This window comes from Coprococcus sp. AF16-5 (assembly GCF_003479365.1).
Lineage (GTDB): Bacteria > Bacillota > Clostridia > Lachnospirales > Lachnospiraceae > Coprococcus > Coprococcus aceti.
Window position 1 is genome coordinate 515,441 of record NZ_QUGZ01000002.1, and the last position, 21,762, is coordinate 537,202.

21 protein-coding genes are annotated in these 21,762 nt (G+C 46.4%); 14 read left to right on the forward strand and 7 right to left on the reverse strand.

Annotation, left to right across the window (positions count from 1 at the left end):
• The first annotated feature begins 161 nt into the window (after positions 1 to 161).
• Positions 162 to 794: a nuclear transport factor 2 family protein gene (locus DWW70_RS07160; protein WP_118649540.1), complete on the forward strand. Its 633-nt coding sequence runs from the start codon at positions 162 to 164 to the stop codon at positions 792 to 794.
• 93 nt (positions 795 to 887) lie between these two features.
• On the opposite strand, the gene DWW70_RS07165 is transcribed toward DWW70_RS07160, so the two are convergent.
• The 3 genes from DWW70_RS07165 to DWW70_RS07175 form a co-directional block, all read right to left on the reverse strand.
• Positions 888 to 1,118, reverse strand: coding sequence for a substrate-binding domain-containing protein (locus DWW70_RS07165; protein WP_242992646.1), 231 nt, complete (start codon positions 1,116 to 1,118; stop codon positions 888 to 890).
• A 243-nt stretch (positions 1,119 to 1,361) separates the two neighbouring features.
• Entirely contained in the window at positions 1,362 to 3,563 is a 2,202-nt protein-coding gene (locus tag DWW70_RS07170) for an InlB B-repeat-containing protein (RefSeq protein WP_118649541.1), read from the reverse strand.
• Positions 3,564 to 3,697: 134 nt separating this feature from the next.
• Complete coding sequence (locus tag DWW70_RS07175; protein WP_015534480.1) at positions 3,698 to 4,702, reverse strand: aldose 1-epimerase; 1,005 nt, start codon at positions 4,700 to 4,702, stop codon at positions 3,698 to 3,700.
• A gap of 218 nt (positions 4,703 to 4,920) precedes the next feature.
• Here DWW70_RS07175 and DWW70_RS07180 point away from each other — a divergent pair, with 218 nt between their 5' ends.
• The 11 genes from DWW70_RS07180 (at position 4,921) to DWW70_RS07230 (ending at position 14,801) form a co-directional block, all read left to right on the forward strand.
• Complete coding sequence (locus tag DWW70_RS07180) at positions 4,921 to 5,898, forward strand: hypothetical protein (RefSeq protein ID WP_117549991.1); 978 nt, start codon at positions 4,921 to 4,923, stop codon at positions 5,896 to 5,898.
• Positions 5,899 to 5,913: 15 nt separating this feature from the next.
• On the forward strand, positions 5,914 to 6,390 hold the full coding sequence (locus tag DWW70_RS07185; protein ID WP_118649542.1) for a DUF4358 domain-containing protein: 477 nt from the start codon (positions 5,914 to 5,916) through the stop codon (positions 6,388 to 6,390).
• 283 nt (positions 6,391 to 6,673) lie between these two features.
• A complete protein-coding gene (locus DWW70_RS07190) occupies positions 6,674 to 7,237 on the forward strand; it encodes a flavin reductase family protein (protein WP_015534482.1) in 564 nt (187 codons plus the stop codon).
• 47 nt (positions 7,238 to 7,284) lie between these two features.
• On the forward strand, positions 7,285 to 8,166 hold the full coding sequence (gene ispE, locus DWW70_RS07195) for a 4-(cytidine 5'-diphospho)-2-C-methyl-D-erythritol kinase (protein WP_022217339.1): 882 nt from the start codon (positions 7,285 to 7,287) through the stop codon (positions 8,164 to 8,166).
• The gene (locus DWW70_RS07200) at positions 8,166 to 8,837 is read left to right on the forward strand and encodes a GntR family transcriptional regulator (RefSeq protein WP_055222341.1); all 672 of its coding nucleotides are present in this window, start codon (positions 8,166 to 8,168) and stop codon (positions 8,835 to 8,837) included. Before ispE ends, DWW70_RS07200 begins: the two co-directional genes overlap by 1 nt.
• A gap of 151 nt (positions 8,838 to 8,988) precedes the next feature.
• Positions 8,989 to 10,479, forward strand: a complete 1,491-nt coding sequence (locus DWW70_RS07205) for a spore germination protein (protein ID WP_118649543.1) — start codon at positions 8,989 to 8,991, stop codon at positions 10,477 to 10,479.
• Between the two features lie 149 nt (positions 10,480 to 10,628).
• Entirely contained in the window at positions 10,629 to 12,056 is a 1,428-nt protein-coding gene (locus DWW70_RS07210; protein ID WP_147360142.1) for a hypothetical protein, read from the forward strand.
• 28 nt (positions 12,057 to 12,084) lie between these two features.
• Entirely contained in the window at positions 12,085 to 12,579 is a 495-nt protein-coding gene (locus tag DWW70_RS07215) for a hypothetical protein (RefSeq protein ID WP_022217336.1), read from the forward strand.
• An 87-nt stretch (positions 12,580 to 12,666) separates the two neighbouring features.
• Positions 12,667 to 13,719, forward strand: coding sequence for a D-alanine--D-alanine ligase family protein (locus DWW70_RS07220; protein WP_022217335.1), 1,053 nt, complete (start codon positions 12,667 to 12,669; stop codon positions 13,717 to 13,719).
• 31 nt (positions 13,720 to 13,750) lie between these two features.
• Entirely contained in the window at positions 13,751 to 14,173 is a 423-nt protein-coding gene (locus DWW70_RS07225) for a DUF1934 domain-containing protein (protein ID WP_055145825.1), read from the forward strand.
• A 10-nt stretch (positions 14,174 to 14,183) separates the two neighbouring features.
• Positions 14,184 to 14,801, forward strand: a complete 618-nt coding sequence (locus DWW70_RS07230; protein WP_015534489.1) for a histone methylation protein DOT1 — start codon at positions 14,184 to 14,186, stop codon at positions 14,799 to 14,801.
• Here DWW70_RS07230 and DWW70_RS07235 read toward each other — a convergent pair.
• The 4 genes from DWW70_RS07235 to malQ form a co-directional block, all read right to left on the reverse strand.
• The gene (locus DWW70_RS07235) at positions 14,784 to 15,566 is read right to left on the reverse strand and encodes a CPBP family glutamic-type intramembrane protease (protein ID WP_022217334.1); all 783 of its coding nucleotides are present in this window, start codon (positions 15,564 to 15,566) and stop codon (positions 14,784 to 14,786) included. The two genes, DWW70_RS07230 and DWW70_RS07235, sit on opposite strands and share 18 nt — an antisense overlap.
• Before the next feature lie 23 nt (positions 15,567 to 15,589).
• Positions 15,590 to 16,153, reverse strand: a complete 564-nt coding sequence (locus tag DWW70_RS07240; protein WP_022217333.1) for a hypothetical protein — start codon at positions 16,151 to 16,153, stop codon at positions 15,590 to 15,592.
• A 70-nt stretch (positions 16,154 to 16,223) separates the two neighbouring features.
• Positions 16,224 to 16,964: a lysophospholipid acyltransferase family protein gene (locus DWW70_RS07245; protein WP_055145816.1), complete on the reverse strand. Its 741-nt coding sequence runs from the start codon at positions 16,962 to 16,964 to the stop codon at positions 16,224 to 16,226.
• A gap of 60 nt (positions 16,965 to 17,024) precedes the next feature.
• The gene (malQ, locus tag DWW70_RS07250) at positions 17,025 to 18,593 is read right to left on the reverse strand and encodes a 4-alpha-glucanotransferase (RefSeq protein ID WP_118649545.1); all 1,569 of its coding nucleotides are present in this window, start codon (positions 18,591 to 18,593) and stop codon (positions 17,025 to 17,027) included.
• A 423-nt stretch (positions 18,594 to 19,016) separates the two neighbouring features.
• Between malQ and pncB the strand changes: the two genes are divergently transcribed.
• The gene (pncB, locus tag DWW70_RS07255) at positions 19,017 to 20,258 is read left to right on the forward strand and encodes a nicotinate phosphoribosyltransferase (RefSeq protein WP_117874370.1); all 1,242 of its coding nucleotides are present in this window, start codon (positions 19,017 to 19,019) and stop codon (positions 20,256 to 20,258) included.
• Positions 20,259 to 20,393: 135 nt separating this feature from the next.
• Positions 20,394 to 21,272: a DegV family protein gene (locus DWW70_RS07260; RefSeq protein ID WP_118649546.1), complete on the forward strand. Its 879-nt coding sequence runs from the start codon at positions 20,394 to 20,396 to the stop codon at positions 21,270 to 21,272.
• Positions 21,273 to 21,762 lie beyond the last annotated feature (490 nt).

The window sequence follows — 21,762 nt, forward strand, 5'->3', positions numbered from 1 at the left end:
CCATACACTCTGATTATATAATAAAAGACTTTAAAACACAACAAAGTTATAGTGAAAATTGCACAATTACTAAATGTATTAATTCCTGTATTTGAGTAATTAATTGATGCTTATGCTGTGTTATACTGTGTAATATCAAAACAGTATAGGAGTTATTTACTATGGGAAAAAATGAAACTAAGAATTATGTAGGCGGAAGCGGAATGGATGATATGGAGCTGGACGAGCGTGATATACAGCTTATGGAGGAGAGCAGAAAAGAAGGCAAAAAGAAGCTGTTTATAGCACTTGGTGCGATCGTGTTAGCAGTGATAGTAGTGGTGATATACATAGTTGTCAGAAAAAATATGACCGGAAAATCAGAGAGCGAGGATCTGATAAAGACCTACATGGAGGGCCTTGAGGAAGCGGATCTTGACAAGGTGGAGAGTGTTATGGATCCTGATACCATAGACAGCGATTCGTCAAAGGATCTGGTCACTGTGTTCCAGACTTATAAGGAAAATAATATAGAATATACAGTCAGCTATACCATGGGTGATGGGCATGTGGCAGAGTCCGGCGATCTGGCGGCAGTCAGCAGCACTGTATATGGAAAGACCCAGAAGGAAGCAGGTATATCAAAGGGTTATGTCATTCCGGTTACCGGAACGATAATGATGACATTCCAGGGTCAGACTTCACCGTATGATCTGGACATGGATATCATTTGTTATGAGAAGGATGGAGAGTGGTATCTCGGCGGAACAGTTATGACTACGGGAGATACGACTACAGATGATACGACAGAGTAGTCACGAGAAGGACAACTGCTGGATACAGATATTGAATACAGAAACTGAATATATGGACATGGATACATGAACAGACGACAAATGGTGCGGATATTAAATGTAATATTCGCACCATTTGCTGTCTTCTGCCAGTGTGCAGCTATCTCTCTTGATGAGCTTGCACTGGAACTCAATTCTTGCGACTCCCTTGTGACCGCCCTTGAGGCTGTCCATTAGAAGCTGCAGGGCGAAATGCCCCATGTCCGTCTTGGATATCTCCACGGTGGTCAGCATCGGAGTTGTGTACTGGGCTTCCTCGCACATCCTGCGGATTACAGAATCCACGTTCTCATACCTGCATCTCCTGTCGTCGGAGAAGATGGACCGATACCATGCCTTGGACAGGATGCATCCGTTCTTGTGGATCTCACTCTCTATGACATGCAGCAGTTCTGTAAAGAATGGGTCCGACGCTCTGGGCGATGTCTTTTATGGATGCCACGGTCGTTTCTTATGTTCATGCTGTTACCTACCTTCAGTCTATGCCGCTGACTATTCTGACGTGCTGCCTTATTGAACTTTTCGGTATTATTTCTTCTTCATACCTGAAATTATGATTATCACAAACGAGATTAGAATGGTCGCAAGCACTGTTATAAGGATTATGAGCTGAAGGTTATGTACCTTACTCTTACTCTTATCAGTGGAAGAGTAGCTGCCCACGGTGAGTGTGCTCTTTTCTGTTGTGACCTCAGTGGTCGTCTCGGTTGTGGTACGCTCTATCGTGGATATCTCAGTTGTGGTCGCCTCGGTCGTCACAGGGGTAAATGTATTTCTATACTCTGTGGTGACCTCGGTCGTACTTGCCGTTGTCGCCTCGGTTGTGGCTCTGGTAGTTGTCTGTGTGGTTGTGGAAGTCTTCTTCTTGGACACTGTAAATGTTGTCACAGCATCTCCGGTCTTGGATCTGATGGTTATGGTGTGGCTTCCGACCGAGAGGGATTCAAGATAGCTCGTCTTGAGCTCGATTATGATGCTTCCCTCTTTCTTGTTGTAATATGAAGGGTCAAGTTCCTTGTCATCTATGAGGACACAGACAAAGTCAGCGTACTCAGCGTTCGATCTGAACTTGATAGTGTTCTTGCTGGCCTTGCTCCATTTGCTTCCCTTGCCGCCGATGATCTCGGGTGCTGCCTTGTCGATGACTGTGTCAGCCTTGCTTATCTCCTTTGTACAGCCCTTGTTGCTGAAATATTTCTTGCAGGCTGAGCAATACCAGTATTCTATATTGCCCTTGCTGGAGGTGGTTGCTGCTACATAATCAGTTTTCTTAAGGTCTGTGTGGTTCGTTGTGCTGAGTTTGCCGTAGCTCTTGCCGCACACAGAGCACACTGCCTTCTTCTGGCAGGTTGCGGTTCCGCCGGAGCAGTCCTGGATGACCTTATATCCACAGCCCTTGTTCTTGCACTTGCGGGAGTGGGTTTTGCCGTTGCCATCACTTGTCCAGTTGCCGAGGTCGTGGCTGCTCTTGCCCTCCACGACGATCTCACCGCAGTAGCGGCATTTCTGAGGTGTCGTGCAGTCACCGTCGTCGGTTTCTGCGGTGTGTTTCTTGTTTACTGTTACAGTCAATTTGGTTTCATTTCCCGCCTTGTCGGATACGATGATGGTCTGCTCACCATCTGTGGCTTCCAGAGCAAGTGAGTGATCGTCGTCAAGGGGTTTCTCCTCGCCGTTCACTGTGACCTTTGCCAGATGGGATTCCTTCACGGTCATCACGGCTGACAGGCAGTAAGTCTCTCCGTCGGCGATTCCTGTGACCTTTGGCGCGTGTGTGTCGATGATGAAACCATCTGTGGATAAGTATGTTGTTTTGCCGTCCTCTGATGAAAGCTTTGCGTATACAACATATTTGCCCTCGTCCTTTATGGAAAATGCTTTCTTATACTCGGTAAATGTTGCTGCACCCAGATCGTCCGATGACAGAGCTGAGTCGCTTATCAGGTAGCCGACTGTGATGGAAGGGTCGGAGTTGTTGTCACAGGTGATGGTAACCTTCTGGGCCTTGTTGTAATACTGCTCAAATGATGATACATCCTGGAGACCGTTCCAGCTCTTATCGCCCATGCTGATGGTGCCTGTAGGAGCAGAGTCTGATTTCCACATCGCATAAAATACCAGGTTTCTTTTAGCCGATGAGTCATCAGTATCGGAATACTCATATCCGTTATCTGCCGCCTTCTCAAAGGAAGAGGTGTATATGATGTTCACGGTCTTGCCTGATCCGTCGGACTTCGTGTTCCAGCCCTTGAACTCATAGCCCTCACGGGTCGGTGGGTAGTCGTTCAGTGCCACGCCATATCCTGATCCTGCTACATCAAAGTCATATGTTCCGCTGTCCGCATCTCCGAGCTTGCCTCCATTTGCATTCAGTGTGAAGGTGAGCCCTGAACCGGAGAAGCTGTCCTTGGTGTACATCGCTGTCAGCTTTATACGGTTTGTAGACTGGAAGTATGATGTGTCAATGCTGGTGACCTTTGTCTTGTCGTTGTACCATCCTGTGAATGTAAAGCCGTCTTTCTCCGGCTTGTACTTTGACAGGTCAACAGTCGTAAATTCTGCTGATGGGCTGCTTATCACAGTGGAAGTCTCCCCCGATAACTGTCCTCCTGCTGCATCAAACTCCAGATAGTATGTGTCTGGATCGTCGGTATCTTCTGCAAATGCTGTGAAGCATGTCATACAGAACATTGCCGCGAAAACTAGTAAAAATCTAAGCATCTTTTTCATAGAATCCCTCCTTGCATATGGTATTATAATAATTTTATTATACTGGGGGGAGAAAAACAACGAGACAGGGGAAAAATTAATAATATGAAAGAACGGCCTCCGCCGGGAGACCGTTCCATAGAAAATGTCATGTTTTATGCCATTGTGAATATTCTTTCTTTTACTGTCTTGGACTCGCCTGGAGCAAGCTCTGTGTAGCCTGTGATCTCCGGTGCTCCTGAGAGATTTGGAGCGTCAATATTCCAGCTCATTGGCTCAGGACAGAAGTAACCCTTGTCGCCGTGATCGTTCCACATGATCCAGAATTTCATTGTGTCGTCAACCTCATAGCAGACCTTCTTGCCTGTGGCAACATCAGTTGCGTATACTCCGTAGAAAGGCTTGCCGTCCAGCTCGTTCATCTCCGCTGTGTAGAGATCGTTGTCGATGTCCTTCAGAACAGGTACCATGGTTCCGTTCTTGTACTGGAGATCGTAATCTGTTATAGGAAGGTTCTTCTCTGTAGGGATAGCGTGCTCATCAAGCTCCCATTTGTCTCCAACAGGTACACAGAGACGTACATCCTCGCCCTTTCCTGTGCTTGTGAAAGGCCCCTTGAATGCAACGTGGTTACATACGCCGTATGGCATCTGCTTGTCGGAGAGGTTGGTGAGTGTGAACTCATAGTGCATACCGTCCGGAGCAAGAGTGAATGTGAAGTCTGCTCTGAAGCTCACAGGGTATGTAGCGAAAAACTCATCCTTCTCATCATATACATATGAAGTCTTGCCGATGGCCTTGTCTCCATCCACTGACACGCTCTCTATGCTGTGGTTTCTGAGATGAAGGAAACCGTGGAGATGGTTGCCGAGAGGATCATTGCATGGGAAATGATACATGGCATCGGAGGTTCTTAAGTTGCCGTGTGACAGTCTGTTAGGGAGATACAGGGTAGGCATTCCGTAGATCTCTGCTGCTGCTTTGAGCTGTGCAGGAGTCAAGGAAGGATCGTTCCTGAATATATCAATATCCAGAGCGGTGTTCTCCATCTTCATAATGTTGCTTCCGTTAAATGGTGCGATCAGTGCACGGTAATCGCCTGATATAAGTTCAATACAAGTCTCGCCCTTGTAGTCTATTGTACGTGCTGTAGTGTTCATCGTGTTCTCCTCTTCTATAAATATGTTGTGTTTAAGTTGTATGCTGAAATCCACAAAAACAGTGAACTTTCCTATGTAAAATAGTAACACGGAAAAAATTGTATGGCAACAATGAGGTTCACAAAACGCGGCGTTCTTGATTATTTTATCATTAATTGCTATACTATCATAGGATATTTTGCGAAAGACATGAAAGTTAGTTAATTCGGAGGTCGAAGGTGACTAAGAATAATAACACTGATTATAGAAAAAAGATATACAGACAGCGGCATCACCGCAGAATGAAACTCGTCGAGAGCGGAATAGGAGTGATCGTCGCAGTCATAATGATATTTGCGCTTGGACAGGGCAACCTGAAAAAGAATGTGAACGGTCAGGAGGAGTTCCAGCCTGAGAGCGGAACATCGGCAGATATAAGTGAGAGCAGCAGTCAGAATATGTCATACAGTGACACGGAGGAGGCTGCACAGCAGTATCTGGCAACTGCGGAGGATGCGGCCATTCCGGATCAGCGGAATGGTCAGTATGTACAATTTGTCAATTACACCAACCCTGATGTGAGCGGCAAGGGAGCGGACAAATATGACAGCAATATATACATGCCGGCGAATGCTACGGATGACCAGTATTTCTCGACATCTCTGCTCATAGGTGATTCCAGAGCCGAGGCGCTGGGACTGTACAGCGGTGTAGACAACTGGGATATGTGTGTGGCGAAGAATTTGGACATAGAGAAGGTCGCTAATACCAAGATGTTCACCTGCGATTCAGGAGAACAGTGTACGGTTGTCGAGATGCTTGGCATGAAGAGCTATGAGAATATATACATTTCATTTGGGCTTGAGGAGCTTTCGTGGTATAACAAGCGGTACATGTCGGCCTACAAGACTTTACTGGATCAGATCTCCCAGTTACAGCCTGCGGCAAATGTATATGTGATGTCAGTACTTCCTGTATCGGCGGAGCTTTCATCAAAAGACCAGGTGTATAACAACCCGGGTGTGGACAAGCTCAATTCTCTCATGCAGGAGATGTGTGGCAGCTACGATCAGGTGATCTATCTCGATGTGGCTCACAGCGTGTCTGTGGATGGTGTTCTGCCGGAGGATGCGGGAATAGATGGAAAACATTGTAATAAGAAATATTGTCTCAAGATGATGGAATACATCAGAAAGAACGTGTATGTCAGAAGATAGTGGAGACGGAGGCATATGATAAAAAGAATAATATATTTGTTTGCATGCTGTCTGATGATCTGTTCGCTTGCGGGATGCGCAGGAAATGGAGACGACGAGGCAGATACGCCGGATGTGCACTCTCTGGCTGATATGCTCATGCAGAACGTGAAGTTTGAGGATTCCGTGGAGGAGGTCTCCTCTGAGACGGCGCTCAGATATTATGGTATAGACAGCGCTCAGGTGCAGGACAGTGCAGTGTACATGTCAACGGGAGCCACCGCCGAGGAGCTCGCAGTATTTCAGGCGTCGTCAACGGTCGATGCCCAGGGCATACTGGCGGACATGAAGAAAAGACGCGACTCACAGTTGCAGATGTACCTTGATTACAAATCGTCGGAGACCGCCAGACTTGATGATGCGGTTCTGTATGTGCATGATACATTTGTGGTATACATGGTGTCCGATGACAGCGAAACGGCACAGGGAATAATAAGTGATTATCTGGAATGATCTTCTGGGTGATCATTTTTTTTGTCTGCATTTCCTTGTGTAACACCGGGACAGATCATTCATATTATAGTAATAAATCCGCTGTCAATAAAATAAGATAAATAAAGAGCGCTGTATGCGGTTGTAATTTTATGCACTGGCATGTATTATTATGTATAATGTATACAATATACAAAATACGAACAATTGACAGCTTGAGATATCAGCACTGTGGTGCGTTGCGCCACAGTGACTGAAAGTGGCTGAAAATGAGTTGAAGGTCAATAGAGAAAGAGGTATAGACATGGCAAAACAGAATTGGAAACCAGGAAATATGTTGTATCCGGTTCCGGCAGTTATGGTGAGCTGCCAGAGACCAGGAGAGAAGCCAAACATAGTGACGATAGCGTGGGCCGGTACCATATGCAGCGATCCTGCAATGGTGTCCATATCGGTGCGTCCGGAGAGATATTCCTACGACATAATCAAGGAGACAGGAGAATTTACCATAAATCTCGTCACCGAGAAATTGGCATTTGCAACTGATTATTGTGGTGTGAAGTCAGGAAGAGACGTGGATAAATTCAAGGAGATGAACCTCCATGCATGTGACGGCGTGAATGTGTCATGCCCGGCTATAGAGGAGAGTCCGGTGAACGTAGAGTGCAAGGTAAAGCAGGTAGTTGAGCTTGGATCCCACCACATGTTTATCGCTGAGGTGGTCGGAGTCCAGATAAGTGATGAATACATGGATAAGACCGGCAAATTCAACCTCAACAGCACGGGACTTGTCGCATATTCACATGGAGAGTATTTTGCACTTGGCGACAAACTCGGCAAATTTGGATATTCTGTTAGAAAAAAGTGATTGCAGGCTGAAAAGCTGCAGGGGAAATGTCACGGACAGGAGAGAAAATGGAAATATCATTAAAGGCATATGGAAAGATAAACCTCGGTCTCGACGTGGTCAGGAGACGCGAGGATGGATATCATGAGGTGAAAATGATCATGCAGACGGTCGATCTGTGGGATGAACTGACATTTTGCGATGTCACCACAGACGAGATCGTTATAACATCGGATTCGTCGGAGCTGCCGGATGTGAAGGATAACATCATATACAAGGCGTGCCGGATGATGAAGGATATATATGGAATAGACAAGGGTGTTCATGTAACCGTGGATAAACACATACCGGTTGCAGCCGGAATGGCAGGGGGAAGCGCTGATGCAGCGGCAGCCCTCAAGGCGATGAATATGCTGTTTGGACTGAACCTTTCCGATGAACAGCTCATGGAACATGGAGTGAAGCTCGGCGCAGATGTGCCTTACTGTATCATGCAGGGTACGGCACTCTCGGAGGGAATAGGAGAGATCCTTACACCACTTCCACCTATGCCGGACTGCCTGATCGTCATAGCGAAGCCGGCGATCGGAGTGTCCACAAAATGGGTATACCAGAACCTGAAGGTGGATCTGCTGGAGGAGCATCCAGATATCGATGGCATGGCGGATGCACTCAAGACCGGAGATCTGAAGGGAATAACAGACAGAATGGCAAATGTGCTCGAGACGGTTACGATACCTGCAAATCCTGTGATAGATTCAGTCAAGAAGCTCATAGCGGAGAACGATTCCATGGGAGTGCTCATGAGTGGCAGTGGGCCGACAGTGTTCGGAATATATGACAACAGGGATAAAGAACTGGCACAAAGGGTAGTAGATATGCTGCGTGAAAAGGACGAGATACAGGCTGCGTATGCCGTCAGCCCGTATAACATAAGAAGAGGTATGTGATGGATCTTAGATTGAATATGGATGAGTACCTGCCTCTTCGAGAGGTAGTGTTTAAGACTTTGAGGAATGCTATAGTTCACGGTGAGTTTGAGCCGGGGGAGAGACTTATGGAGGTCACTCTTGCGAAGAGGCTTGGCGTAAGCCGTACCCCTGTCAGGGAGGCCATGAGAATGCTTGAGCTTGAAGGGCTTGTGGTCATGATCCCGAGAAGGGGAGCAGAGGTTGCCAGGATAACGGCAAAGGATCTGAGCGATGCGCTTGAGATCAGGATGGCGCTTGAGGATCTTGCGGCAGGGCTTGCCTGCAAGAGGATAGACGACGAAGGAAAAGAGCGGTTGAAGCAGTCCTATGCCGACTTCAAGAAAGCGGTAAGCTCCAAGATAATCCCGGAGATAGTAGATGCGGATGTTGCATTTCACAATACTATAATGGACATGACGAACAATCCGAGACTGATCAGCATGTCCCAGAGTCTTCGTGAGCAGGTGTACAGATACCGCGTGGAGTATGTAAAGGATTTCAGCTATCACGACAAGCTTATAGCGGAGCATGAGGCTCTCATGAATGCGATAATAGCCAGGGATGAAGAGAAAGCCAAGGAGATAACCCGTATACATATATACGATCAGGAACAGATCGTGATCACAAATGTTGTCAAAGCACAGAAATAACAATATGCATAATAATAAATACCTGTATAAGAGGCGGAATGCGTGAAAACGTGTTCCGCCTTTTTACGTGTATGTCTGAATAAAAACTCATCCGTTGGACAAGATAGATTACAGAAGATAAACGGTATGTTGGAGGTGTTTACGGCGGACGATGGCTTCAATCAGTAAAAAAATAGACGAAAACATCACACAAATTGAGACAATGTTCGGTAACTGGAGCGATATCGTGGAGCGAAGGTTTGATCTGGATCGCTGTGCCTGGGGAGATGATCCGGCAATATACGTGGTGTATATAGATGGACTGTGCGATCATGAGTTGATTGAGAACACATTAATAAAACCAATAACCTGGGAATGGCGGAATAAAGACACGGCAGATCTGTGGGAGCATATAATCTCCTGCGAGGGTCAGACGGCGGATTATACCCAGGAAAGTGACATGGACAACGTTGTCAGGGCGGTTCTCAGGGGGGATACGGCTATATTTGTATCCGGGAGCAATCAGGCAATAGTAGTGTCATCGAAACATTTCCCTGTGAGAGGTATAGAGGAAAGCTCCACCGAGGGAGGAATGAGAGGGCCGAGGGACAGCTTCAATGAGAACTTTAGGACATCCACAGCTCTGATAAGGAGAAGGATCAAGGACGTACATCTGAAGCTGGAACAGGGGACAATGGGCGTCAGATCCAGAACAGAGTACGGGATATTCTATATGGAAGATATAGCGGAGCCTGAGCTGGTACAGCAGATAAGGGACACCATCGATAAGTATGAGATAGATGCGGTGTTTGACAGCGGTATGGCTGAACATCTGATGGAGAAGAAATGGCAGGAGATATTTCCGATATACCAGGCGACCACAAGACCTGACAAGGCGGCCGCGGCTCTGGTGGAGGGCAGGGTTGTCGTTGTGTTTGACAATTCCCCTGAGGTCATAATTGCTCCAGCCACCATCAACACTCTGTTTCAGACGGCGGACGATTATTATAACAGATGGCCGGTGGCGACATTTGCCAGAATGATAAGGTATGTGGCAGCGTTCATTGCGGTGGGACTGCCGGGACTTTATATTGCGATCACCTGTTATCACAGGGAGCTGATACCCGACAAGCTTCTGTATGCGATAGCCGATGCGAGAAGCCAGCTATCGTTCCCCGTTGTAGTTGAAGTGCTGATAATGGAGCTTTTGTTTGAATTGCTCCGGGAGGCCGGGATACGACTGCCGAGCCAGCTTGGAAATACGATAGGAGTGGTTGGCGGTCTGATAGTTGGTCAGTCAGCCGTGGAGGCGGGGATAGTCAGCACCATGGTTGTGATAGTTGTGGCACTCACGGCTATAGCTTCATTTGCCATTCCGAATGAGGCGTTTGCGTCTGTTTTCAGATTGCTTAAGTTCGTAATTATAATCACCAGCGCACTTTATGGGATACTTGGATTTATCCTTGCGATGCTGGTTCTCGTGTTTCATCTTGCATCCCTGGACAGCTTTGGCGTGCCGTATATGTCACCTGTCGTGACCTGTGGATACACTGGCGAGGGATATAAGGACTTTGTTGTCCGCGCGCCTATAAAGAAAATGATCAACAGACCTAAATGGAGCAATCCTGATGAGCGGCGCAGGTTGGTCAGAAAGAGAAAATAGATATGAATGATAAATATAATGTGACGTTTCCTGCCTTTTTTAAGATGACTTTGCTTGTTTTGCCAGGGATGATAACTTTTGTAGCTACATTAATACCCTCATATTTTGGAAGAAATTGCCTGATTTTGTCACTTTTTTTGACGCTATGCATGGCTTTTGCTTACGTGATAGCACTATATATTGTATACATGAAGATTGATGAGAGAGGGAACAGAGAAAGCGGTAAAGTCAAAAATAGGACTATTGAATTGATTTATGGGGCGAGAACTGCCGTTAGGATGGGCTTGCTGCTGTTTGTCCTTGCCGAGTGTTCCAGGCAGTTGATGTTGAAAAGATACACGGTAATTGCTATCTCAATCCCCTTGCTGCTTGCATGTCTGTATATGGGTAGCCGTGGCACAAGGGGGATGGTCAGGTTTGCGGAGTCCGTGTTCTGGTTCGCTGTCGCGGCGGGGGCTGTGGTCATTCTGTCTTCTGTGAGTAACCTTGATCTGTCAGTGCTTAAGACTGTGACTGAGATAGGAGACGAGGGCGGGGCGAATTTCACCATAAGCCGTGTCATGGCTAGGGGAGGACTGCTTTTTCTTGGATTCTCGGCTATGGAGACGGTGGTGCTGGTGTATATACACGTCATTCGGAGGCGAAGAGGAATGTTGTGTGCAGCCGTAGGCACAAGTACCATAATAGGCATTATCTGTTCGATAATTGTGATATGTACACTGGGTACGGGTGCGCTCATGGCTAAGGAGAAAAATATACTATATATAGTGGGAGCCATGGAACTGCCTGGCGGAGTGAAGCTCAGGCCGCTCATGCTGGTGTGTTACCTTGTCATCGTGTTCGGTGTGATGGCACTGGTTCCAAACGTCATAGGTGGATGGGGCGCTGTGGACAGACTGGGTGTTCGGCACAGATGGCTGTGGAAGACATTGTGGGCAGTCCTTGCATTTGCCGTATGCCTGTGGGCCGGGATGCTGCCCGGACAGCAGGACCGTATAAAGATCATCTCCGGATATCTTATTCTGATGGATGTACCCCTGTCGATAATATTGCCGGCGGCATCACTTGCCGGGAAATGGCCTGTAAAAAAATCTGCCGGACTGGCGGCGGTGTTATTGACGGCGTGTATATTGAGTGGGTGTGAATACAAGCCGGTGGAGGATGTGGACTATGTGAATGCGGTCATCATAGAGCGCAGCACGGAGGAGCCTGCCGGCGGCGGGCTGAGATACAGTCTGGTCGTAACAGGACTGGACGACGATGAGGATTCCCTGACCGAGGAGGGGGTGTACCAGGTGGACGCCGGTTCATTTGCCGATGCTTGCAGAAGTTATAATGAGAGTCATGCGAAGTCCCTCGATACGAGTCATGTGGAGTATATAGTAGCGGAGGATACCCAGGTAATGAACGAGGCTGCAGCCGAACTTGAGAAGGAATTTGCTACAAGCTATGTGACTGTGGTGATAGAACAGAATATACTGGAGAAATCCGGGGATAACAATACAAATGAATATCTTAAGACACACTATGAAGGCCAGTGTCTGGCGACATACGCGAGAGATGGGATAGGTGAATAGAGACTTAGATGATCAGGAGGTATTGTTTATGTGGAGAATGTTCAGGGCGGCCATACTGGGTGTCCTCATAGGAATTGTCGGCGGTGTGATATTTGGACAGGTTTCTTATGTGAAGAAATATAAGGATAAGGTGTCGAGGGAGATAATGGCGGATGCGGTCATGTACAACAATTCACTGGATGACAGTGGAAGGGTCATAAGGCTTAAGGTCGATTATGATGGCGATATGAAGTCTGAGGATGAGAGAGATGAGCTTGAGAGCTATGTGGGCAACACAGTCATGAAGCAGATCGGCATGTGGCTTGGGGACGACTACAATGAGAATCTGAGTTATATACAGATGCGCCACAATCTTGTCATGGCGATGGAGGATATAAATGACATTGCCCAGAGCGCGGCAAATGCGTGGGGCGTGGATGCCGATGCAAACTCCGGATTTTCTTATGAGTATTTTGGCGATTCCGGGGAGGACTGTCCGCCCGGAATGTATGAGACATTATGTATAGATCTGGGGGATAAGTGACGTTGAAAAGTTGATTCCCAGGTGTTATACTTTGACCTGTGGTGTGCCCCGGGTGCACCGCGGATTAAAGTATAAGGAGCACATGTCATGGCTAAGGAAAATTTGGTTGTAATATTTGGAGGAAGATCATCAGAGCATGAGGTTTCATGTATATCGGTACAGACAGTTGCCAAGGGGGTTGATCTTGAAAAGTATAATATGACATTGGTTGGCATTACCAAGGATGGAAGATGGTTAAAGGCAGATAATATAGAGAGTATAGCGGATGGAAGCTGGTATGACAGCAAGGTCACAGCAGTGATCTCACCGGACACCAGAAGAGAGCTTATAGTTTTCTCCGATGCAGGTGTGGAGCGCCAGAAGGTGGACGTCATATTCCCTGTACTTCACGGTATGTATGGCGAGGATGGAACTATACAGGGATTGTTCGAGATGGCAGATATTCCATATGTTGGATGTGGCGTTCTGGCATCGGCAGCATCCATGGATAAATTCTATACGAAGATAATCGTTGATCACATCGGTGTTTCACAGGCGAGATTTGTACCTGTGCTTGCAGAGGATTTCAGCGACATAGACAGTGCTATGGACAGAGTTGAGGCTGAGCTTGATTACCCTGTATTTGTAAAGCCTTCAAAGGCCGGATCATCAAAGGGTGTAAATAAGGCGACTGACAGAGCAAGCCTTCTGTATGCGCTGAATGAGGCCGTAAAGCACGACAACAAGATCCTCGTTGAGGAGACGATAGTTGGACGTGAGCTTGAGTGCGGAGTCCTCGGTTACAAGGACAATACCAAGGCTTCGGGAGTTGGCGAGATACTTGCCGCTGCTGAGTTCTACGATTTCGATGCAAAGTACAACAATGCTGAGTCGAGAACGGTTATCGGCGCCGACATCCCTAAGGAAGCAGAGAACGAGATAAGGGAAGACGCTGTGAAGATATTCAAAGCACTTGACGGCTTCGGACTCTCCAGAGTGGATTTCTTCCTTGAGAATGGAACAAACAGAGTTGTATTCAATGAGATCAACACACTTCCTGGATTTACAGGAATAAGCATGTATCCAATGCTGTGGAATGCTCAGGGATACGATATAAAGACTCTCGTCACAACGCTTATTGAGATGGCAAAAGAGAGATAAATTTATAAAATTACATAGATTGGAAGTTTATATGGTAAAGAATGTTACTGTGACAGTAGTTGGAGAGCAGAGGACGAGCAGGGAAGAGAACAATGTTGAACCCATAGAGCTTGTTACCAGGGGAAGCCTTCATGAGAAGGATGGGGTATTTTACCTGAAATACGATGAGTATTATGAGGATCTTGAGAAACCGGCGAGAAATCTGCTGAAGTTTGACAAATTAGGACTTGACCTGACAAAGAAGGGCGAAGTCAGTGCTGCCATGTCATTCAGACCGGGAGAGACCAGAGAGGCATTTTATTCTACTCCGGTTGGTATGATGAATATAAGCATACTCACTGAAGGCTATCAGCTCGTGGAGACGGAAAAGGGGTTTGGTTTGGTCGTGGTGTATGTGATGGATTATGGCAATGAATGTGTATCGTTTAACGTACTCAGGATAACCGTGGAGTGAGGATAGCTATATGGATGACGAGAAGGCGTTTGATGATTTTTTGTCTATAGATACGACGCTGTGTATAGGTGCGGAGCAGCCCACCGAGGAGAATAATATATATCAGGCGACTTACTACAGGGATCTTGTGACCCTGTTCAATGCCGTGTCCATGGAGCCGGAGGATACACTTGTTGATTTTGGCTGCGGACTGGGGCGTGTGTTGTTCTATGGCAACTCAAGGCATTACTGCCGCGCCACGGGTATAGAGGCAGATGCTGACATATACGAGAAGCTTCTGGAAAATGCCGCGGGTTATCAGAGCAGATTTTATGATCAGGAAGACAGGATGAACTTCTATAACATTCCGGCGCAAGAGTATGAGGTTGCAGATGAAGATAATTATTTCTATTTCTTCAATCCATTTTCCCCGGAGGTGTTCAAGAAGGTCATAGACAATATAATAGATTCCGTGCGCAGGGCACCGAGAAATATATATCTAATGCTGTACTACCCGACATTTGAATATCAGAGAGTCATGAGGGACAGCAGGTATTTTGTGTTGAAGAATATCATCAAGTTGTCAGGATACGAAGAGGATCCCGATGAAAAAGTGTATGTGTATCACATGTCAAGATACTTTGTGTGATTTGCCACTTCGGCGCAACAGCAGATATAGGGCGATGAAGCCTGCGGCTGACGTGATACCAGTTGCAAGTATACAGCCTGTATGTGGCAGTGCAAATGGCAGCATCCCGGTGAAATAAGAAGATACGTTGATCGTTATGTGAAGAAGGATCGATGGCAGCAGGGAAGACGTCCATGTGGCGAGCAGCGCGAGAAGGATTCCCATGGGAAGGGCGTAGCAGAACTGGACTAAATTGCCGTGATAAAGGGCGAACAGCAGCGCTGACAGTAGGATGGCGATGGCATCTGAATGTCTGCATGTAAATGCACGTCTGGAAGAACTCAGAGAGATCCCTCTGAACACAAGCTCCTCACAGACCGGTGCAAGCAGCATGACTGTTGTAACTCTGAAGATACCGTTGTTTAGAGAGAATGATGAACGAACCATGTCTCTGTAACTGCCGAGAAGCTCTGGACGATGGAGCTCAATGGCGTTCAGTATTCCGGTCGAAAAGAACTGCAGACTGAGGCCTGTTATGACAATAAGTATAAAAATACAAAAACAGAACAGGAATGAGAGTGATCTCGTTCCTGTTCTGTTTTTATTGTTACGGTTATCTCCTGTGGTGAATATCCAAGGATATATATGGTGTATACATCCGCAGAGAATAATTATTATAACACATGATACCAGAGATGATGGAATAAGCCCATGGACAAAAGTTATGCATATCGGTGCGAGTAAAGCTATTCCAAGTTCGCGGAGGTTAATATGACATTTCTTCATATTGGGAATCTCCTTTCAAGCTGTTACATCTTCAGGATCTTTTTAGCTCTCTCTTTTTCTTCCTTGGCCTTAGCCTTGGCTGCGGCCTTCTGCTCCTTGCTGAGCTTTGACTCGGCTACATCCTTATCGTACATATCCTGATACTTTCTCTGCTTTGCACGAAGCTTCTCACCAAAGGTCTTCTTGCCCTTCTTCTCCTCGATCTTACCACGAACATTCTTGACGCTCATGATATAGATACCGCTGACCATAGCCTTTACCTCTCCGCGGACAGGCATCTGATCATATATACCGTCATCACAGATAAGATTCATGATCTGAGGTCCGATCTTGGCCTTTACTATAGGCATCTTGGCCTTCTGGTAACGCTTTGGTGTCTGTTCCATTACCATCTTAGGCAATCCGGCATCCTTCATAGGGAGCATCTTCTTGTCGATGACAAGCATCGTCACAGGCTGTGCCTGTTCCTTCATCATTTCCTTCTGTGCAGACTGCTTTTTCTGAAGCTTATTGCCCACTATGTATAATGCAATAAGACCTCCGATAAGTATAACTGCAACTATTATCAACCATACCCACCATGCCATGTTTAGTTCCTCCTGATTATATTTAGTTATTGGTGTTTTGTCTTGCCGTGATCAGATTATTATAGTCTGATCACTTTTTTGTTGCAAGGGGAAGATTCTTAACCCTTGCTTCCTGAATGAGCCCTGGAATGGTTTCAAGAACCTCCTTGCGCTCCTTTGGTTTCATTCCGTTTATGTCTATAGGGTCAAGAAATTCGATGACCACCTTGTGACTTCTGATAAAGTTGTGCTTGTTGGCCTCCATGATATTGTCTGTTCCGCATATGGATACAGGTACGATAGGACATCCGGCCTTCTGTGCGATCTTGTATGCTCCGTCCTTGAAAGGAAGAAGTTCTTCGCCGTTATTTCTGTGTCCTTCAGGAAATACCATCATGGAATGTCCGGATTTTACGATATCAGCCGACTGCATGATAGTCTCCAGTCCCTTCTTCAGGTCGGATCTGTCAAGGAATGTACATCCTATGTCCTTCATATACCATGGAAGGATAGGAACCTTCAGGATTCCGTCCTTGGACATAAATCCCAGAGGTCTGTCCAGTGCGTTGTGACAGCACAGTATATCAAAGAAGCTTCTGTGGTTGCCGACAAACAGAATAGGCTGATCTTTGGGCACCCGTTCCAGACCTATGACAGTGCACTTGGCACCGCATATGAACATGACTATTCCAAAGAAGCCTTTGACCAGTTTCTGGGCATGGCGGTACGCCTTTTCCTGATCCTTCTTAGCCAGAAGGTACAGATACAGGTGATACGGAGTACACAGGATGATGCCCAGAAAGGCAAATAAATATGCAAATATTGTTCTCAATATTATAATTCTCCTTATGCTATTTTAAATGTTCCAGCATTGATTTGACTCGTCGTATGATTACTTCTCCTCAGAATCCTTCTTCTCCGGTATTGGAGTATATCTTCCATAGAGCTTTGATGTCTCAAGAAGCCTGTCTGACAACTGCTTGCCCAGGTCTGAGGCTTTGAATCTCCATGCCCAGTTGCCCTCTCCAACGCCTGGCGTGTTCATACGTGCCCATGAGTCGAGCTTTAGCACGTCCTGCATAGGAACGATGGCCATGTTGGCAACAGAAGAGAAGCATGCTCTTATCATAACCCAGCAGATATCACTTGCATCAGTGCTGTAGTATCTTCTGAGCTTATCCTTTGAAGCTTCATAAGCCTGCGTATACCATCCAAGGGTGGTGTCGTTGTCGTGTGTTCCTGTATAGCATACACAATTAGGTGTATAGTTATGTGGAAGGAAGTCGTTCTCGTTTGGATTTTCAAATGCAAACTGAAGGATCTTCATTCCAGGAAGTCCGAATTTGTCTCTGAGTTCTATGACTGAATCATCTATCTCGCCGAGATCCTCGGCGATGATAGGAAGATGGTAGCCGAGATTAGCTTCGAGCTGTGTGAAGAAGTTCAGCCCTGGAGCTGGCTTCCACTCGCCGTTGATGGCGGTCTCCTCACCGTAAGGAACTGCCCAGTAACGGTCAAATCCCCTGAAGTGATCTATCCTGAGGAAATCTGTTACTGTGAGCTGATATTTGATTCTCTCTATCCACCATGCATAGCCTGTCTCGGTATGCTTTTTCCAGTTGTACAGAGGGGTGCCCCAGAGCTGACCGGTAGCTGAGAAATAATCTGGTGGAACACCTGCAACCTCGATAGGGTATCCCTTTGAATCCAGCAGAAACAGTTCCTGATTGGACCATACGTCTGCGCTGTCCCATGCGAGGAATATAGGTGTGTCACCTACTATACTGATTCCGAGATCATTTGCATATGTCTTGAGGGCCTGCCACTGCTCTGTAAAAAGGAACTGTAGGAAGTTGTAGTAGCCGATGCCGTCTGCAAGCTTCTTCTTCCATGCGGTCTTCTGCCTTGCGGTCGGCTTCTTCAGTGAATCATCCCACATGTACCAAGGCATTCCCTCGTGCGCATCCTTGCCTGCCATGAACAGAGAGTAGTCAGCAAGCCATGATGTATTCTTGACAAATGCATCGAACTTTGCCATGAGATCCTCGTCTCCTGACATATCATCTGCATAGTCAGCGTCGATAAATCTCTCGTACGCTTTCTTCAGAAGGCCAGTCTTGAATTCTATAAGTGTTCCATAGTCGATCTTCTCAGGATCCCAGTCAGGCATAGCTGAGAAGTCCTCGTCCAGAAGTAACTTCTTCTTTCTGAGGTAGTCGATATCGATGATAAGTGGTTGTCCTGCAAATGCTGAAAATGGCTGATAAGGTGAATCGCCAAAGCCCGTGTGACCGAGTGGAAGCACCTGCCACAGATTTAATCCTGAAGCTGCAAGAAAGTCGATAAACTGATAAGCGCCCGGACCCAGATCTCCGATTCCATAAGGACTTGGGAATGATGTCGGGTGAGCCAGAATACCAGCGTACTTCTTAGGCTTTTTTCCGTTGTTCTGCTCTAACATAATCTATCCTCTTTTCATAATGTATACACAGAGCCATGCCACCTCACAGTCTCTTCGAGCCTGTTCGAAGTGTACGACTCCGCTGTGTTCAGAGCCATGCCACCTCACAGTCTCTTCGAGCCTGTTCGGCTGGTGTGCCCTGCGGCATTCAGAGCCATGCCACCTCACAGTCTCTTCGAGCCTGTTCGGTGCGGCGTATCCGCCGTATAGCACAATATAAGAAATGTCTTGTTCATGCAAGCATGACAAGCCACTTCTTATATTGTGCTGCATGGCTCTGAACGGTAACATTATACAATACTATATGTAATAGTTGCAAGGTAATAGTGCTTGACAGCGGGCTGTGTGCTAACTTATTATAAGTGGAAGTATTTGAACTTGCGTATACTTCCGTATTTCCGTGATATATGGCGGTTAAGTCGTATGTGTGGAGTGGATAAAAAGAGAAAGAAGAGTATAAAAATGGAAAGAATAATCACAAGCCTGCTTGAAACGGATATGTACAAGTTTAGTATGGGACAGGCGATTTACCATCAGTTCAGTGACTATAAGACAACATGGTCATTCAAGTGCAGGAATACTGACGTGTTCTTCACAAAGGAGATGGTTGATGAAATCAAGAGACAGATACAGCTCTACTGTGATCTGAGATTTACAGAGGAGGAGCTTGAGTATCTGCACAATATCAAGTGGATAAAGGGTTCTTATGTTGATTTTCTGAGACTCTGGAAGGCAAGATATGAGGACTTTGAGATATCAGATGACGCTGAGTGTGGACTGAAGATAGAGGCGAGAGGCACTTGGCTCAATACTTCCATGTATGAGATACCTACTCTGGCTATAGTGAATGAGGTCTACTTCAGAATGAACGATGACTATGATAAGCTGCTTGCATCATTCAGGGAGAAGCTTGATGAGAAGGTCCGAAAAGTCGAGACCGGAGAGTATAACCTTGGAGCTTTCAGTGAGTTTGGACTCAGAAGAAGACTTTCGGCTGAAGCTCAGGAGCTTGCAGTCAAGGAACTCAGCAAGCGCAAGTATCCGGGTTCAACATTTGTCGGAACAAGTAATGTATATCTGGCAAGGAAGTATAATCTGGTTCCGGTTGGAACTATGGCGCATGAGTGGATCATGTGTGTTGGACAGGGTAATCATAAGCACAATCCTGCATATTCCAACTGGTATGCATTGGATGCATGGGTTAAGGAGTATGGAGTGCTGAACGGAACAGCTCTCACTGATGCCATCACAACAGATTGCTTCCTGAAGGATTTCCAGCTCACATATGCGACACTTTTCAGTGGGGTGAGACACGACAGTGGCGATCCTTATGAGTGGGGCGACAAGATGGTTCATCATTATGAGAAGCTTGGACTTGATCCAAAGACCAAGACACTTCTGTTCAGCGACAGCCTTGATTTCGAGAAAGCGGACAAACTCAACAGCTATTTTAAGGACAAGATCAAGGTTGCATTTGGAATAGGAACATATATATCCAACGATACGTGCGATGAACCGCTCAACATAGTTATGAAGACTACAGCATGTAACGGCATGGATGTTGCCAAGATATCTGATGATAAGGGCAAGGGTATGTGCAAGAACCCTGATTATGTTCATTATCTCAACAGATGTATCAAGTGGCGTATGGAGAATGATAAGTAAATTTTCGTAAGGAGGTGGCGCACTGGGTGCGCCGTCACTAAGCTGGGCTTAGTGACATCTTATGAAGCACGCAGACGCCGCGCGCAGCGCATTTCATGCGTCTGCTCATTAGCAAAAAATGGAGTTTTGTGAATTATGGGAAAAATTATTATAATGACAGATTCTGCCAGTGACATTTCAGAGAATGAGGAGAAGGAGCTTGGAATCAAGATTCTTCCTTTCCCGGTCGTAATAGGTGGCAAGTCTTATCTGAGCAGAGTCGATTTTGACAATGAGGGCTTCTACAAGCTCATGGCAGAGAATGATGATCTTCCAAAGACATCACAGATCACAGCGTACCAGTTCGGCGAGGTGTATAAGGAGCTGGTGGAGCAGGGTTACACGGATATTATATATGTAAGCATCAACAAGGATGGTTCTGCCTCATATGCAAATGCGCAGATGGCCGCAGATCAGTTCGAGGAGGAATATCCTGAGTGTGCCGGAAAGTGCAATATATATGTATTTGACGGAATAGGCTACAGTGGACAGTATGGCTATCCGGTGGTTGTGGCAGCTAGAATGGTTCAGGAGGGCAGGGATGCCAGGGATATAGTGTGGTATCTGAAGGAAGAGCTTCCAAAGAGAAGGATATACTTCGGAATATATGGCCTCAAGTATGCAGCCAAGTCAGGAAGAATCCCAAGTGCGGCAGCTCTGGTTGGTGACGCACTCGGCGTGAAGCCTATCATGAAGATCTGGGCAAATGAGATCGTGACAGCTATCAAGTGCCGCGGCGAGAAGAAGCTCATGGCAAAGATGGTGGATGTCACAGTGGAAGAGATGGAGCCGGGTTCAGAGTACCAGATAGTATATGGAAACGATGAGACCGTAAGAGACGAGCTGACAGCCCGTATGACGGAGAAGGTTGGATATGGCCCATCAGACTATTTCCAGATCGGGGCAGCAGTTGCATCCAATGCAGGACCAAAGGTTGTTGGAACTATCTTCAATGTGAAGAAAGAACTGAGATAGAAGATAAATATGAGATGTAATTAAAAGTGGCAGATGTCTGTATATATGACGCCTGCCACTTTTTCTTTGAACAGATTATTAATTATACGTAAGATAAACTGCCCTCTGAATGAAGAACTTTCAAGGCAGTTGAGTGTACAAATGCGCACTACTATGACGGTAGCAAGGTTTGTATCCCAGGCGTCAAATAAGAATAATGGATGGGCGAAGGTCCCATGGATGACCTCTAAGTACCCAAGCCTTTGCCCGGCTCTAATCCAGTGATCCCATACCTGTCATAGATTTTTTCCAGGGCATCCCGAATCTTTGAGATCAGCCCTGAAAAATCGAATTTCTGCGCCGCCGGATCATACCACTCATCCGCCACTACCTTATGTGACATGCAAAATTATTTGGTAATAAAATACCATTACACTTTATACAGACGTATAATTGCCCCTCTTTTGTTCCCTGGCTTTTGCATTTTTTAGTCGCTCTCCTGAAGCCCGGT